Below are 14,666 nucleotides of genomic sequence, written 5' to 3'. Positions count from 1 at the left end.
TAGTTGGGTCGTGCCCGATCGGGCCGCCCACGACTCAGGTGAAGCGGAACCAGCGCGCCGCGGCGGTGCCGCCGATCACCGTCCACACGAGCAGCGAGACGATCGACAACCAGTCGAACACACCCGAGGTGGCGTTCTCGAGCGCGAGCGTCAACGCCCCCGACGGCACGATCCGCAGCAGGTGGACCACCGCTTCGGGGATCACGTCGCCGAGCACCACGACGCTGCCGATGCCCAACAGCACGAACCACACGATGTTCGCGAGGGCGAGCACGATCTCGGCGCGCAGGGTTCCACCGAGCAGCAGCCCCAGTGTCGCGAACATCACCGTGCCCAAGGCGATGACGACCGCCCCGATGAGCAGGTCGACGGGGGAGGGGCGCCAGCCCAGGGCCAGCCCGATGGCACCGAGCAACACGGCCTGCAGGACGACGACGATGCCCACCGCCGCGCTCTTGCCAGCGATGATTCCCCACTTGGGCAGCGCGGTCGCGCCGATCCGCTTGAGGGCGCCGTAGCGGCGGTCGAAGCCCACGGCGATCGCCTGACCGGTGAACGCCGTCGACATCACGGCCACCATCATCACCGCTGGCAGCACGCTGTCGACCCGCGAGTCGCCGAGATCGCCGATCGGTAGCAGCGACAGGCCGATCAGCAGCGTGATCGGAATGAACATGGTCAGTAGGAGCTGCTCGCCGTTGCGCAGCAGCAACTTGAGTTCCATGGCGGTCTGCGCCGCGAGCATCTTCGACGGCGAGTTCGGCTGCGGTCGCGGGGTGAAGGTCCCTTCCGCAAACCGGTTGTTCGCCAGACGATCGTGGGTCACGCTCACCCTCTCAACTCCCGACCGGTCAACTCGAGGAAGACGTCCTCGAGGCTGCGCTGATCCACCCGGATCTCGGTTGCCAGTGCGCCCAGATTCGCGCACCAGGTCGCCACCGCCGCGACGACGGACGGTTCGATCGTGCCCTCGACGAGATACCGCCCGGGATTGTCCTCCCGTATCCGGTAGGTGCCGGCCAGGGCGGACTGCAGGGCACTCAGGTCGAGGCCCGGAGGCGCGGACAGCCACAGCTGGCCCTCGGCGCCGTCGCGGGTGACTTCGTCGGGTGTCCCTGCGGCGACCACCCGCCCGTGATCGATGATGACGATCTCGTCGGCGAGCTCTTCCGCCTCGTCCATGAGGTGGGTGGTGAGCAGCACGCTCACACCGTCGCGGCGCAGTGCGTCGATCAGTTCCCAGACGAGCAGCCGGGCCTGTGCGTCGAGACCCGCCGTCGGTTCGTCGAGGAACACCAGTTCGGGGCGCCCCACCAGCGCGCATGCGAGCGCGAGGCGTTGCTGTTGTCCGCCCGACAATCGGCGGTAGGGGGTGCGGCGGGCGTCGGTGAGCCCGAGGCGCTGGAGCAGCCAGTCGGGGTCGAGGGGATCCGCCGAGTACGCCGCCACCAGGTCGAGCATCTCACCGGCCCGCGAACCGGGATAGGCGCCGCCACCCTGCAGCATCACGCCGATCCGGGGGCGGAGGGCGTCGGAATCGGCGACGGGATCGAGCCCCAGGACGCGGACTGTGCCCACGTCGGGAGTGACGAACCCCTCGCACATTTCCACAGTGGTGGTCTTACCGGCGCCGTTCGGGCCGAGGAGGGCGAGCACCTGGGCGCGTTCGACGGTCAGATCGAGACCGTTCACGGCGGTGACGCCCCCGTAGGTCTTGACGACGCCGTCCAGGTGCACGGCCGGTACCGCACCGGCGGGAGAACTCGGGGTCACAGGGTTCCAGCCTAGGCGTCCGCGGTTTCCGCCGGACGCGGTGGTGTGCGCTCCTGCAGCCGCCACGGCAGCCGGGAGCGTGTGGCGACGATGATCAGACCGACCACGACGATGGTCGCGATCGACGCCTGGACGATGATGAACGGTTGGTATTCGCTGCCGTTGGGCATGAGGATCATGCCGACAACCGACGAGAACGCGATGGTGGGGATCCGGAAGACCGGGCGGGTCGCCCAGGCCGCGAGCGGGATCACCGCCCACAGCAGGTACCACGGTTGCACGACCGGGAAGAGCAGCACGATCGCGCCCAGCGAGACCCCCAGCGCACCGACCGGATGGATCCGTCCCATGAGCACCGCGAGCAGCATGCGCATCGTGACGAAAGCGGCCACCAGCGCTGCGATGGGGCGCGTGATGGACAGCACGGCCGTCGTGTGGTCGCCGAGACCGAGCAGCACGCCGCCGAGGCCGGTACCCATGCCGAGCAGGGTCGGGATCGACATCCAGCTGCGGACCTCCGTGGCGGTGCCCAGGGTCTTCGTCCAGCCGAAGCCCAGGCCGCTGCCCCAGCTCACAGCGCCGATGACGACGCAGGTCCCGATGCCGAGGATCGCGGCGGCGGCGAGCACGGCGCGGAAGCCGCCACCCCACTTGCGGGCAAGGGCCATGCCGACGAATCCGAGCGCGAGCAGCGAGGGCACCTTGATCATCGACGACAGGGCGATCAGCGCGGTGCCGGCCGCGAGCCACCCCGTGAGACGCAGGCGCGAGGCCGCCTCGTCGTCCGGGTGGACGGCCCGCAGCGCGAGCTCGACACCGGCGAGCATGAGCCCGAGCATCAGGGCCTCGTTGTGGATGCCCGCGACCAGGTGGAAGAGCAAGAGCGGGTTCGCGGCACCGAGCCACAACGCGCTCACCGACGCGACGCCGCACCGGCGGGCGAGCCGCGGCAGCGCCCACACGATCAGGGCCACACCCACGAGCGCGAGCAGCCGGTGGACGAAGATGCCGGCCACGATGTTCTCGCCCGTGAGGTACGTGATCTTCTCGCCGATCCACAGGAAGGCCGGGCCATAGGGGGCCGAGGTGTCGCGCCAGATGTTCGGCACCGTCCGGGTCAGGACGTGGTCGACCCCCAGCGCGCCGGCCGGACCGATCGCGTAGGGATCGAGCCCGCGCGCGGCAATCTCGCTCTGCGCGAGATACGAGTAGACGTCCTTGCTGAACATCGGCGGAGCGACGACCAGCGGAAGGATCCACAGCAGCAAGGTGCGGTCGAGCTGCGACCGGGACAGTCGGCGCACGGGACCGTCCGGTGCGCCCCGGCCGATCGCGAACCGGCCGAGCAGCAACCAGGCGAGGATCACCAGCGCCGTGCCGATCATGGTCGTCGTGAGGGCGGCGCTCGGCATGCGTGCCGCCAGTCCGAGGGCGCGGACGCCCTGCACGGGGTTCTGCAGGACCGGCTGGGCGCCGGCGCCGAGTGCCCCGACTGCCATGAGGACGGCACCGGTGGCGCCGAGCAGCCGGATGCGGTGGAGGTAGACGTTCTCGATCGCGTCGAGTCCGCGACCTTCGATCTCGTCGCCGTGCAGGACGACCGAGACATCGGCGTGTGGTCCCGGGGCGTCGAGGCCCAGAGCGCGTCGGATCCACACGTGCAGCCGTTCGCGGACCCCGGATCGGCCCGGCGACGGAGACGTCGTGTGCGGGGCGGACAGGGGAGGAGTCGACGGCACGTCAGAAGCGTAACGGGACGGCGAGGGTGCTCTCCGACGGCTCCGTCACGAGGTGTAACAAAGGGCACCCTTGGTGGACCGTGCTTCCGAATTCCGTCACACTGGTGTTGTGAAATACCCGTCCGACACCACCGACACCGCAGAACGCGCAGGTCACGCACCTGCCGCGACGGCGTCGCGCGTCGAGGACACCCGCAAGAATCCTGCTTCGACGGGCCGCGAGATCCCGGAGGGTCAGACCCGCGCCGCCGTCGTGCAGCTGCTGCTCGAAGAAGGTCCCATCACCGCGCCGGAGATCGGCGAGCGTCTGGGGCTCAGCGCCGCGGGCGTGCGACGCCATCTCGACGCGCTCATCGAGTCCGGTGAGGCGCAGGCCGCCGCGCCGCCGCGCAGGCAAGGACGCGGTCGTGGCCGCCCCGCCCGCCGCTTCCAGCTCACCGCCGTCGGACGCGCCCGCCTCGGGCACTCCTACGACGATCTCGCCACCGCCGCCATGCGGCACCTCCGCGAACTCGGCGGCGACGCTGCCGTGGAGGACTTCGCACGCCGCCGTGTGGACTCGATCCTCGGCACCATCGCGCCCGCCGACGAGAACCTCGACGACGTCGAGAGCGTCGCCGAGGAGATCGCCGGAGCGTTCACCGCCTCCGGTTTCGCCGCCTCGACCCGCCGCATCGGCACCGGCGTGCAGATCTGCCAGCACCACTGCCCGGTCTCGCACGTCGCGGAGCAGTTCCCCGAACTGTGCGAGGCGGAGCAGGAGGCCTTCGTGCGGATCCTCGGAACCCACGTGCAACGCCTCGCGACGATCGCGAACGGCGACGCCTTCTGCACGACACACGTGCCCGTTCTCTCCAAAGCGGATGCGCCCCGTCCGGAGCCGCCTACGTGACGATCCCACCGCGAGTGCTCCGCGAACCAGGGCACATCAGGAAGACATCCACCCACCCGTCGACCGTCGACGCACAGCCCGCGCCGACGCCCACCAGACTCCGGAAGGAGCTCGCATGACCGTCGCATCGGATCAGACGTCCGGAACCGCGCCGCTGACGCAGGAAGAGACGATCGATTCTCTCGGCCACTACGAATACGGCTGGGCGGACCCCGACACCGCGGGCGCCACGGCGCAGCGCGGCCTGTCCGAAGAGGTCGTGCGGGACATCTCCGCCAAGAAGAACGAGCCCGAGTGGATGCTCGATATCCGCCTCAAGGCGCTGCGCACCTTCGACAAGAAGCCGATGCCGGTGTGGGGCTCGAACCTCGACGGAATCGACTTCGACAACATCAAGTACTTCGTGCGCTCGACGGAGAAGCAGGCCGCGAGCTGGGACGAGCTCCCCGAGGACATCAAGAACACCTACGACAGGCTGGGCATCCCGGAGGCGGAGAAGCAGCGCCTGATCGCCGGCGTCGCCGCCCAGTACGAGTCCGAGGTGGTCTACCACCAGATCCGCGAGGACCTCGAGAGCCAGGGCGTGATCTTCCTCGACACCGACTCGGGCCTGCGCGAGCACCCCGAGCTGTTCAAGGAGTACTTCGGCACGGTCATCCCGGCCGGCGACAACAAGTTCTCCGCCCTGAACACCGCGGTGTGGTCGGGAGGCTCGTTCATCTACGTTCCGCCGGGTGTGCACGTCGACATCCCGCTGCAGGCCTACTTCCGCATCAACACGGAGAACATGGGCCAGTTCGAGCGGACCCTGATCATCGTCGACGAGGGCGCCTCGGTGCACTACGTCGAGGGCTGCACCGCGCCGATCTACAAGTCCGACTCGCTGCACTCCGCGGTGGTCGAGATCATCGTCAAGAAGGGCGGTCACTGCCGCTACACGACGATCCAGAACTGGTCGAACAACGTCTACAACCTGGTGACCAAGCGCACCAAGGTCGAGGCCGGCGGCTCGATGGAATGGATCGACGGCAACATCGGTTCCAAGGTGACGATGAAGTACCCGGCCGTGTGGATGATGGGCGAGCACGCTCGCGGTGAAGTGCTCTCCGTGGCCTTCGCCGGCGAGGGGCAGCACCAGGACACCGGCGCGAAGATGCTGCACCTGGCTCCGCACACCTCCTCGACCATCGTGTCGAAGTCGGTGGCGCGCGGCGGTGGACGTGCTTCCTACCGCGGCCTCGTGCAGGTCAACAAGGGCGCCCACGGCTCGAAGTCGACCGTCAAGTGCGACGCGCTGCTCGTCGACCAGATCAGCCGTTCCGACACCTACCCGTACGTCGACATCCGTGAGGACGACGTCACGATGGGTCACGAGGCGACCGTCTCGAAGGTGAGCGACGACCAGCTGTTCTACCTGATGAGCCGCGGACTCGACGAGGACGAGGCCATGGCCATGGTGGTGCGCGGATTCGTCGAGCCCATCGCCAAGGAACTACCGATGGAGTACGCCCTCGAACTCAACCGCCTGATCGAACTGCAGATGGAAGGGGCAGTCGGCTAAATGACTGCGGAAGCGAAGAACACGCCGGCTACCGCGACGGGCGTGCAGGATGCCGTGCGTGCCGAGAACCGGGTGCCGGCAATCAACAAGGGTGAGGTCTTCACGTCCTTCGATGTGAACGCCTTCGAGATTCCGTCGGGTCGCGACGAGGTGTGGCGGTTCACCCCGCTGCGCCGCCTGCGCGGTCTGCACGACGGCACCGCTCCCGCGACCGGCACCGCGACCATCGAGGTCACCCCGGTCGACGGCGTGCAGGTCGAGACCGTGGCGCGCGACGACGCGCGACTCGGACAGGCCGGTGTGCCGTTCGACCGGATCGCAGCACAGGCGTACTCGTCGTTCGAGACCGCGACCGTCCTCACCGTCGGCCGCGAGGTCGAGGTCGCCGAGCCCGTCACCGTGACGATCACGGGACCGGGTGAGGGCGCCGTCGCCTACGGTCACGTGCAGATCCGGCTCGAGGCGTTCGCCAACCTCACGCTCGTCATCGACCAGCGCGGCAGCGGCACCTACGCCGAGAACATCGAGTTCGTGCTCGGCGACAGCGCACAGCTGAAGGTCGTCGCGGTGCAGGACTGGGCCGACGACGCCGTACACGTCGCCGCGCACCACGCTCGCGTCGGCCGCGATGCCGTGCTTCGCCACTTCACCGTGGCGCTCGGCGGCGATCTCGTGCGCGTGTCGGCGACCACCAAGTACGACGGCCCCGGCGGCGACGCCGAACTGCTCGGCCTGTACTTCGCCGACGCCGGCCAGCACTTCGAGCAGCGCCTGCTTGTCGACCACTCGCAGCCGAACTGCAAGTCGAACGTCGTGTACAAGGGTGCGCTGCAGGGCGATCCGGCCTCCGGCAAGCCCGACGCGCACACCGTGTGGATCGGCGACGTGCTCATCCGCGCCGAGGCCGAGGGCACCGACACCTTCGAGCTCAACCGCAACCTGGTGCTCACCGACGGTGCGCGCGCCGACTCCGTGCCGAACCTCGAGATCGAGACCGGTGAGATCGTCGGTGCCGGACACGCGTCGGCGACCGGCCGCTTCGACGACGAGCAGCTGTTCTACCTGCGTGCTCGCGGTATCTCCGAGGAGGAAGCGCGTCGCCTCGTCGTCCGCGGCTTCTTCCACGAGCTGCTCGAGCGCATCACGGTCGCCGAGGTCCGCGAACGGCTCGAGGCCGCCATCGAGGCGGAACTCGCCGCCGTCGGCGCCTGACGGCCGTCTCCCCGTACTCCCGATACCTCTCCACTAAGGAAACGCATTTCGATGTCCACACCTTCGAACGTCCTCGAGATCAAGGACCTGCACGTCCGCGTCGCACAGACCGACGAGAACGCCGAGCCGATCGACATCCTCAAGGGCGTGAACCTCACGGTCCGCTCGGGTGAGACGCACGCCATCATGGGCCCCAACGGCTCCGGCAAGTCCACCCTGTCGTACGCGATCGCCGGCCACCCCAAGTACGAGATCACCTCGGGCAGCATCACCCTCAACGGTGAGGACGTGCTCGAGATGAGCGTCGACGAGCGCGCCCGCGCCGGCCTGTTCCTCGCCATGCAGTACCCGGTCGAGGTGCCCGGCGTGTCGATGTCGAACTTCCTCCGCACCGCCGCGACCGCCGTGCGCGGCGAGGCCCCCAAGCTGCGCCACTGGGTCAAGGAGGTCAAGCAGGCGATGTCCGAGCTGGACATCGATCCGGCCTTCGGCGAGCGCAGCGTCAACGAGGGCTTCTCCGGCGGTGAGAAGAAGCGCCACGAGATCCTGCAGCTGGGTCTGCTCAAGCCGAAGATCGCCATCCTCGACGAGACCGACTCCGGCCTCGACGTGGACGCGCTGCGCGTCGTCTCCGAGGGCGTGAACCGCTACCAGGAGAACGAGAACGGCGGCGTCCTGCTCATCACCCACTACACCCGCATCCTGCGCTACATCAAGCCGCAGTTCGTGCACGTCTTCGTGGGTGGCCGCGTCGTCGAGTCCGGTGGCCCGGAGCTCGCCGACGAGCTCGAGACCAACGGCTACGTTCGTTTCACCCAGGCAGCAACGCAAGGAGCGTGATCGGATGACGGTGCCGGTGCGGACCTTGGACATCGCCCGGATCAGGGCCGATTTCCCGATCCTCGCGCGCACGGTGCGCGACGGCAAACCCCTGGTCTACCTCGACTCGGGGGCCACCTCCCAGCGCCCGGTACAGGTGCTCGACGCCGAGCGTGAGTTCCTCGCGACGCGGAACGCGGCCGTGCACCGCGGTGCGCACGCGTTGTCGGAGGAGGCGACCGACTCGTACGAGGACGCCCGCGCCGTCATCGCGTCCTTCGTCGGGGTCGACGTCGACGAGGTGGTGTTCACCAAGAACGCCACCGAGTCGCTCAACCTCGTCGCGTACGCCTTCGCCGACGACCGGTTCCCGCACCGGCTCGGCCCCGGTGACGAGATCGTCGTCACCGAGCTCGAGCACCACGCGAATCTCGTTCCGTGGCAGGAACTCGCGCGGCGCACGGGTGCCACCCTGCGCTGGTACGGGGTCACCGACGACGGTTGCATCGATCTCGATTCGCTGACGCTGACCGACGCCGTGAAGGTCGTGGCGTTCACGCACCAGTCGAACGTGACCGGTGCGGTCGCTCCCGTCGAGGAGATCGTGCGGCGCGCGAAGGAGGTCGGCGCGATCGTCGTGCTCGACGCGTGCCAGTCGGTGCCGCACATGGCCGTCGACTTCCGCGCCCTCGGTGTGGATTTCGCGGCGTTCTCCGGACACAAGATGTTCGGTCCGTCCGGCGTCGGCGTTCTCTACGGTCGCCGCGACCTGCTCGCCGACGTGCCGCCGTTCATCACCGGTGGCTCGATGATCGAGACGGTGACGATGGAGGCCACGACCTTCGCCGCACCGCCGCAGCGATTCGAGGCCGGTTCGCCCATGGTCTCGCAGGCCGTCGGCCTCGGTGCCGCCGTGCGCTATCTGCAGGACATCGGGATGGACGCCGTCGCTGCACACGAACACGAGCTGACCGTTGCTGCGCTCGCCGAGCTGGGCGGCATCGACGGCGTGCGCATCATCGGACCCACGACCGCCGAACAGCGGGGCGGGGCGGTGTCGTTCGTCGTGGACGGAATCCATGCCCACGATCTCGGCCAGATCCTCGACGACGAGGGCGTGGAGATCCGGGTCGGACACCACTGCGCCTGGCCGCTGCACCGCCGCTTCGGGGTGGCCGCGACCGCCCGCGCATCGTTCGCCGTGTACAACACGCCGGACGAGGTGCAGGCACTCGGCGCGGCGATCCGGCGCGCCCAGAAGTTCTTCGGGGAGGCGTGATCCGATGCGGATGGAGCAGATGTACCAGGAAGTGATCCTGGACCACTACAAGCACCCGCACAATCGCGGACTGCGCGAACCGTTCGGCGCCGAAGTGCACCACGTCAACCCGACCTGCGGCGACGAGGTGACCCTGCGCGTGCACATCGACGGCGACACCGTCGCCGACGTCTCCTACGACGGGCAGGGCTGCTCGATCAGCCAGGCATCGACGTCCGTGCTCACCGACCAGGTGATCGGCGTTCCGCTCGGCGATGCACTGAAGATCGTCGAGGGGTTCGTCGAGATGGTCGGCAGTCGCGGCACCGTCGAAGGCGACGAGGACCTGATCGGCGACGGCATCGCGTTCGCCGGCGTCGCGAAGTACCCGGCGCGCGTGAAGTGCGCGTTGCTGGGCTGGATGGCCTTCAAGGACGCGGTCGCGCAGACCGTGGACGCAGCCCCCGCCGACCTGGCGGGCGGCGCGCAGACCCTTTCGAGCGGAGGACAGAACTGATGACCGAACCCGCACCGGGCACCGTGAACACCGACGAGAATCCGACGGCCGACGCCGGCGCGGACGAGACCTCGACGCTGGTCGCGGCCACGGCCCCGCCGCTGGATCCGGGCCGCCTCGACGAACTCGAGGAAGCGCTGCGCGACGTCGTCGACCCCGAGCTCGGCATCAACGTCGTCGATCTCGGTCTCATCTACGGGATCTCCGAGGTCGACGAGACCGTGACCGTGGATATGACGCTCACCTCGGCGGCGTGCCCCCTCACCGATGTCATCGAGGAGCAGGCCAAGGGCGCACTCGTGCGCAGCGGCCTCTGCGACGAGCTGCGCATCAACTGGGTGTGGATGCCGCCGTGGGGTCCCGACAAAATCACCGACGACGGACGCGAGCAGCTGCGCGCACTCGGCTTCACCGTCTGATCCGGCTGTCGCCGGCTCCGAGCCTCGGCGCCTGATCTTCGACTTCTCGTCGGAGGTCAGGCGCCTTTGCGTTCGCCGGAGGTCTTCTTGGCGGCCGTCTTCTTGGCAGGACTCTTCTTCGCCGTGCTCTTCGACGCCGAACTCTTGGACGCGGTCTTCTTCGCCGTGCTCTTCTTGGCGGGACTCTTCTTGGCCGCCGAACTCTTCGACGCCGTTTTCTTCGCGGGGGCCTTCTTCGCGTCCTCGTCTTCATCCTCGTCATTCTTCGAGGACTTCTTCCCGCCGGAGGACGAACCGGACGGGACCTTCTTGCCCGCCGCGTCGACGCTGCGCTGCAGGGCCGCCACGAGGTCGAGCACCTCGGCGTCCTCTTCGCCGGTGTCGTGTTCGGCGACCTGGAAGACCTTCTCGCCGCCGCGGGCGAGGGCCTCGTCGATCAGCGTGCGCAGTTCCACCTGGTACTCGTCGGTGAACTCGGTGGGATCGAAATCGTCGGACATCGACTCGACGAGGGTCTCGGCCATCGCGAGTTCGCGTTGCTTCGGCTTCTCGATGTCGTCGAGCGACTCGAACTCGGCTGCGCGAACCTCGTCGGGCCACAGCAGGGTCTGCAGGATGAGCAGACCGTCACGGGTACGCAAGGCCGCCAGCCGGGTGCGCTGACGAAGGGTGAAATGCACCAGCGCCGTCCGGTCGCTCTGCTCGAGAGTCGCGGCGAGCAGGCCGTAGGCCTTCGGCGACGACGAATCGGGTTCGAGATAGTAGGACTTCTCGAACAGGATCGGGTCGATCTGCTCGGTGGGCACGAACTGCAGCACCGGAATCTCGTGCTTCTCGGCGGCGGGGAGTTTCTCGAAGTCCTCGTCGGTGAGCACGACCCGCTCGCCGTCCTCGGAGTCGTACGCCTTGTCGATCTCCTGGTAGGGGACGACCTCCCCGCACTCGGTACACACACGCTGATACTTGATCCGTCCACCGTCCTTCGCGTGCACCTGGTGGAAGGAGATGTCGTGCGACTCGGTCGCCGAGTACACCTTCACCGGCACGTTGACGAGGCCGAACGCGAGTGAGCCTTTCCAGATCGACCGCATGTGTCCATCATGATCGACACCTCGGGAGCACGCTGGAAAGCTGCGAAACTCACCGGGCGGTTCGCCGAGCCCTTCGCCACACGCCGCACCCGGCGGATCAGCGGAGCGAACGCAGAATGGTTCCGCGCGCACCCGTCGGCAGCACCCGGAACAGCCGCCACATCGTGGCCGCCACGCCAGTCGCGTCGTCGCGACCGGACAGGTAGGCGCGCTGCTGCTCGACCGGCAAAGCGAAGAACGCGTCGAAGAACTCGATCGCTCCGCGTGCGTCGAGTCGCAGCAGGACCCGCAGTCCCATCTGCCGCAGGGTCGCCACCGAGCGGGCGCGCACCGGCCACAGGACGCGCTGGGGGTCCTCGCCGAGGCGCACCGCGTCGATCACCGCATCCGCGGTGGACAGGGCGGTGGCCACCGCGTATCCCGTGGCCGGATGCATGAGACCACCGCGAGCGCCGAAGCCGATCACCCCGGGTGCCGTCGGTGCGCTCTCGACGGCGAAGCGCACCCGTTCGACCTGCTCGTCGCCGGTCGTGCGCACGCCTCGCGCCGCGAGGCGGATGTGCAGGCGCCGTTCGAGTTCGCCGAGACCGAGCGCCGGGCGACCGACGAGGCAGGTCTCCTCGAGGATCGTGCGTCCGTCGCCGACCGGCACCGCATACAGGAAGGACGGCACGTCGTCGGGGCCCGTGCCGTTGTCGCGGCGCCAGTCCATGAACCAGGCGTCGTGGCCGTCGAGTGCCGGAGCTGCGGTCGTATCGTCGACGATCAGCCCGAATGCCGTCTGCTGGGCACGTTCCGGTTCGGCCGGAACCCCGCGGGCATCGACGACGTAGCGGGCAGTCACCCGGCGTCCGTTGCCGAGGACCACGCCGTCCGCATCGACGTCGCGTACCCGACCCGTGACCACCGTGACGGCGTCGAGGGCGAGGAAGTCCTGCAGGCACGCCGTGTCCAGCACCCGGTAGGCACGATCGACGATCCGGGGCTCGGTCGTCCACGCCGCGGGCCTGTCGATGCGTGCTGCCACCACCTCGTCGGGCAGCCAGGCGGGCAGTTCGTCGGCCCACGCCGCGTAGGTCGCGGTCCACCGACGCTGTGGACGCACGTCGACGGCCGTCACCGACAACCCGGCCGCGGCGGCACGGAACGCCAATGCACGGCCGGCGGGGCCGAGTCCGGCCACGACGAGGTCGGTGGAGGGAAGGTGGGTCACGGGCGCCAGCCTAGGTTGCGCACGGGGAGAACCCGGCCGCGCGTGGCGAGGGGTAGTGCATCTCACCGTGGGAGAGAGGTGCTGTCACTGTAAAATGGGTGGTTCGTGTGCCCGGCTGTTTGCCACCATGGCACCCATCCATCGTCCTTCGTTCTAGGAGCCCGTGCGTGATCACCGCTACCGACCTCGAAGTCCGCGCCGGCGTGCGGACGCTGCTCACCGCCCCCGGCTCGGGGCTGCGGGTGCAGGCCGGGGACCGGATCGGCCTCGTGGGACGTAACGGTGCCGGCAAGACCACGACCCTGCGGATCCTCGCGGGTGAAGGCGAACCCTACGCCGGCGCCGTGATCCGTTCCGGAGACATCGGTTACCTGCCGCAGGATCCCAAGGAGGGCAATCTCGACGTCCTCGCCAAGGACCGGGTGCTCTCGGCGCGAGGTCTCGACGAGATCCTCCGCAGCATGGAGAAGCAGCAGGCGCTCATGGCGGAGGCCGTCGACGAGAAGATCCGCGACCGTGCCGTGCGCAAGTACGGTTCGTTCGAAGAGCGTTTCGCGACGCTCGGCGGATACGTCGCCGAATCCGAGGCCGCGAGCATCTGCCACAGCCTCGGCCTGCCCGACCGGGTCCTCGGCCAACCCCTCCACACGCTGTCGGGTGGTCAGCGCCGCCGTGTCGAACTCGCCCGCATCCTGTTCGCAGCCTCGGACGGCTCCGGCGGGAAGTCCGACACCACGCTGCTGCTCGACGAGCCGACCAACCACCTGGACGCCGACTCGATCACCTGGCTGCGCGGCTTCCTGCAGAACCACGACGGTGGGCTCATCGTCATCAGCCACGACGTCGACCTGCTCGCCGACGTGGTGAACAAGGTGTGGTTCCTCGACGCGGTGCGCGGCGAGGCCGACGTCTACAACATGGGCTGGAAGAAGTACCTCGACGCACGCGCCACCGACGAGGCGCGGCGCCGGCGCGAGCGTGCGAACGCCGAGAAGAAGGCGTCCGCCCTGCAGAAGCAGGCCGCGAAGCTCGGAGCGAAGGCCACCAAGGCCACTGCCGCCCAGAACATGGCCAAGCGCGCCGAGAAGCTGCTCGCCGACCTCGACGACGTGCGCGTCGCCGACAAGGTGGCCAAGATCCGGTTCCCCACGCCGGCCGCGTGCGGCAAGACCCCGCTGATGGCCAAGGAGCTGACCAAGGTCTACGGCTCCCTGGAGATCTTCACCGGCGTCGACCTCGCGATCGACCGGGGCAGCCGCGTCGTCGTCCTCGGCCTCAACGGTGCCGGCAAGACGACGCTGCTGCGGCTGCTCGCCGGTGTGGAGCAGCCGGATCTCGGCGAACTCGTGCCGGGTCACGGCCTGAAGGTCGGCTACTTCGCGCAGGAGCACGACACCATCGACGACTCGGCGACGGTATGGGAGAACATCCGGCACGCCGCTCCCGACGCCGGCGAACAGGACCTGCGGGGACTGCTCGGCGCGTTCATGTTCACCGGTCCGCAGCTCGAGCAGCCGGCCGGAACGCTCTCCGGCGGTGAGAAGACGCGACTCGCCCTGGCGGGGCTCGTCTCGTCCGCGGCGAACGTGCTGCTCCTCGACGAGCCGACCAACAACCTCGATCCCGTCTCGCGCGAGCAGGTGCTCGACGCCCTGCGCAGCTACGAGGGTGCCGTCGTGCTGGTCACCCACGATCCGGGTGCGGCCGAGGCCCTCGACCCGGAACGTGTGATCCTGCTTCCCGACGGAACCGAGGACCACTGGTCCCAGGAATACCTCGAGCTCATCCAGCTCGCCTGATCGGGCCTCCGGTCGGATCCGTCCCCCGATCCGCTCCCGCTGGTCCGATCTGCGTCCGCGCAACCTGACAGTCCTCTAGCCTGGGAAAGGGACCTTTGGCGAGGGCGCAGGGAGGATCCGATGGCGCGAAATTCCGGTGGTGGAGAGACGACCTACGCGAAGGGAGCCCGAGTTACAGGGGAATCGCGGGACCGCTTGCAGGAGGATCTGAAGCGCCGCTACGAGGAAGGCGCGAGCATTCGGAGGCTCGCGCAGGAAACCGGTCGATCCTACGGTTTCGTGCACAACGTTCTCGTGGAGTCGCAGGTGCGGCTGCGGGGCCGCGGCGGCCCGAACCGTCGTCGGGCGGCAGCGAGCGACGAGAAGGCGTGAG

General features: G+C 68.6%; 14 protein-coding genes. 9 read left to right on the top strand and 5 right to left on the bottom strand.

What is annotated here, in order from left to right:
• Positions 1-34 precede the first annotated feature (34 nt).
• Genes M3330_RS01095 through mptB form a run of 3 tightly spaced genes read right to left on the bottom strand, consistent with a single transcriptional unit; the run spans position 35 to position 3,431 of the window.
• Positions 35-832, bottom strand: coding sequence for an ABC transporter permease (locus M3330_RS01095; protein ID WP_006551497.1), 798 nt, complete (start codon positions 830-832; stop codon positions 35-37).
• Positions 829-1,773: an ABC transporter ATP-binding protein gene (locus M3330_RS01090; protein ID WP_255026721.1), complete on the bottom strand. Its 945-nt coding sequence runs from the start codon at positions 1,771-1,773 to the stop codon at positions 829-831. Before M3330_RS01090 ends, M3330_RS01095 begins: the two co-directional genes overlap by 4 nt.
• 11 nt (positions 1,774-1,784) lie before the next feature.
• A complete protein-coding gene (mptB, locus tag M3330_RS01085) occupies positions 1,785-3,431 on the bottom strand; it encodes a polyprenol phosphomannose-dependent alpha 1,6 mannosyltransferase MptB (RefSeq protein WP_157126990.1) in 1,647 nt (548 codons plus the stop codon).
• A gap of 154 nt (positions 3,432-3,585) precedes the next feature.
• Here mptB and M3330_RS01080 point away from each other — a divergent pair, with 154 nt between their 5' ends.
• From M3330_RS01080 to M3330_RS01050, 7 genes are all read left to right on the top strand, one after another.
• Positions 3,586-4,404, top strand: coding sequence for a metalloregulator ArsR/SmtB family transcription factor (locus M3330_RS01080; RefSeq protein ID WP_094980515.1), 819 nt, complete (start codon positions 3,586-3,588; stop codon positions 4,402-4,404).
• Positions 4,405-4,519: 115 nt separating this feature from the next.
• The gene (sufB, locus tag M3330_RS01075) at positions 4,520-5,965 is read left to right on the top strand and encodes a Fe-S cluster assembly protein SufB (RefSeq protein ID WP_024100815.1); all 1,446 of its coding nucleotides are present in this window, start codon (positions 4,520-4,522) and stop codon (positions 5,963-5,965) included.
• Positions 5,966-7,177 (top strand): Fe-S cluster assembly protein SufD, encoded by a 1,212-nt coding sequence (gene sufD, locus M3330_RS01070; protein ID WP_033096624.1) that lies wholly within the window; start codon positions 5,966-5,968, stop codon positions 7,175-7,177.
• A gap of 51 nt (positions 7,178-7,228) precedes the next feature.
• On the top strand, positions 7,229-8,017 hold the full coding sequence (gene sufC / locus M3330_RS01065; RefSeq protein ID WP_016691727.1) for a Fe-S cluster assembly ATPase SufC: 789 nt from the start codon (positions 7,229-7,231) through the stop codon (positions 8,015-8,017).
• 4 nt (positions 8,018-8,021) lie between these two features.
• Complete coding sequence (locus tag M3330_RS01060; protein WP_255026715.1) at positions 8,022-9,275, top strand: cysteine desulfurase; 1,254 nt, start codon at positions 8,022-8,024, stop codon at positions 9,273-9,275.
• Between the two features lie 4 nt (positions 9,276-9,279).
• Positions 9,280-9,771: a Fe-S cluster assembly sulfur transfer protein SufU gene (gene sufU / locus M3330_RS01055; RefSeq protein ID WP_255026713.1), complete on the top strand. Its 492-nt coding sequence runs from the start codon at positions 9,280-9,282 to the stop codon at positions 9,769-9,771.
• A complete protein-coding gene (locus M3330_RS01050) occupies positions 9,771-10,190 on the top strand; it encodes a metal-sulfur cluster assembly factor (RefSeq protein ID WP_006551506.1) in 420 nt (139 codons plus the stop codon). Before sufU ends, M3330_RS01050 begins: the two co-directional genes overlap by 1 nt.
• Positions 10,191-10,246: 56 nt before the next feature.
• Here M3330_RS01050 and M3330_RS01045 read toward each other — a convergent pair whose 3' ends face one another.
• Entirely contained in the window at positions 10,247-11,281 is a 1,035-nt protein-coding gene (locus tag M3330_RS01045; protein WP_019289299.1) for a Ku protein, read from the bottom strand.
• A 97-nt stretch (positions 11,282-11,378) separates the two neighbouring features.
• On the bottom strand, positions 11,379-12,494 hold the full coding sequence (locus M3330_RS01040) for a lycopene cyclase family protein (RefSeq protein WP_094980514.1): 1,116 nt from the start codon (positions 12,492-12,494) through the stop codon (positions 11,379-11,381).
• A 167-nt stretch (positions 12,495-12,661) separates the two neighbouring features.
• Here M3330_RS01040 and M3330_RS01035 point away from each other — a divergent pair, with 167 nt between their 5' ends.
• Complete coding sequence (locus M3330_RS01035; protein ID WP_255026710.1) at positions 12,662-14,293, top strand: ABC-F family ATP-binding cassette domain-containing protein; 1,632 nt, start codon at positions 12,662-12,664, stop codon at positions 14,291-14,293.
• Positions 14,294-14,413: 120 nt separating this feature from the next.
• Positions 14,414-14,665: a helix-turn-helix domain-containing protein gene (locus tag M3330_RS01030; protein ID WP_026061044.1), complete on the top strand. Its 252-nt coding sequence runs from the start codon at positions 14,414-14,416 to the stop codon at positions 14,663-14,665.
• Position 14,666 lies beyond the last annotated feature (1 nt).

Origin of the sequence: Rhodococcus sp. GA1, assembly GCF_024321955.1 — a bacterium.
Taxonomy (GTDB): domain Bacteria; phylum Actinomycetota; class Actinomycetes; order Mycobacteriales; family Mycobacteriaceae; genus Rhodococcus; species Rhodococcus pyridinivorans.
Note: the sequence above shows the minus strand (reverse complement) of the source record. Positions and strands in the feature narration are given on the sequence as shown.

Excerpts from the sequence above, each read along its gene's own strand:
- M3330_RS01060 (WP_255026715.1), top strand. The coding sequence starts at position 8,022 with ATGACGGTGCCGGTGCGGACCTTGGACATCGCCCGGATCAGGGCCGAT.
- sufU (WP_255026713.1), top strand. The coding sequence starts at position 9,280 with ATGCGGATGGAGCAGATGTACCAGGAAGTGATCCTGGACCACTACAAG.
- M3330_RS01050 (WP_006551506.1), top strand. The coding sequence starts at position 9,771 with ATGACCGAACCCGCACCGGGCACCGTGAACACCGACGAGAATCCGACG.
- M3330_RS01045 (WP_019289299.1), bottom strand. The coding sequence starts at position 11,281 with ATGCGGTCGATCTGGAAAGGCTCACTCGCGTTCGGCCTCGTCAACGTG.
- sufD (WP_033096624.1), top strand. The coding sequence starts at position 5,966 with ATGACTGCGGAAGCGAAGAACACGCCGGCTACCGCGACGGGCGTGCAG.
- M3330_RS01030 (WP_026061044.1), top strand. The coding sequence starts at position 14,414 with ATGGCGCGAAATTCCGGTGGTGGAGAGACGACCTACGCGAAGGGAGCC.
- sufB (WP_024100815.1), top strand. The coding sequence starts at position 4,520 with ATGACCGTCGCATCGGATCAGACGTCCGGAACCGCGCCGCTGACGCAG.
- sufC (WP_016691727.1), top strand. The coding sequence starts at position 7,229 with ATGTCCACACCTTCGAACGTCCTCGAGATCAAGGACCTGCACGTCCGC.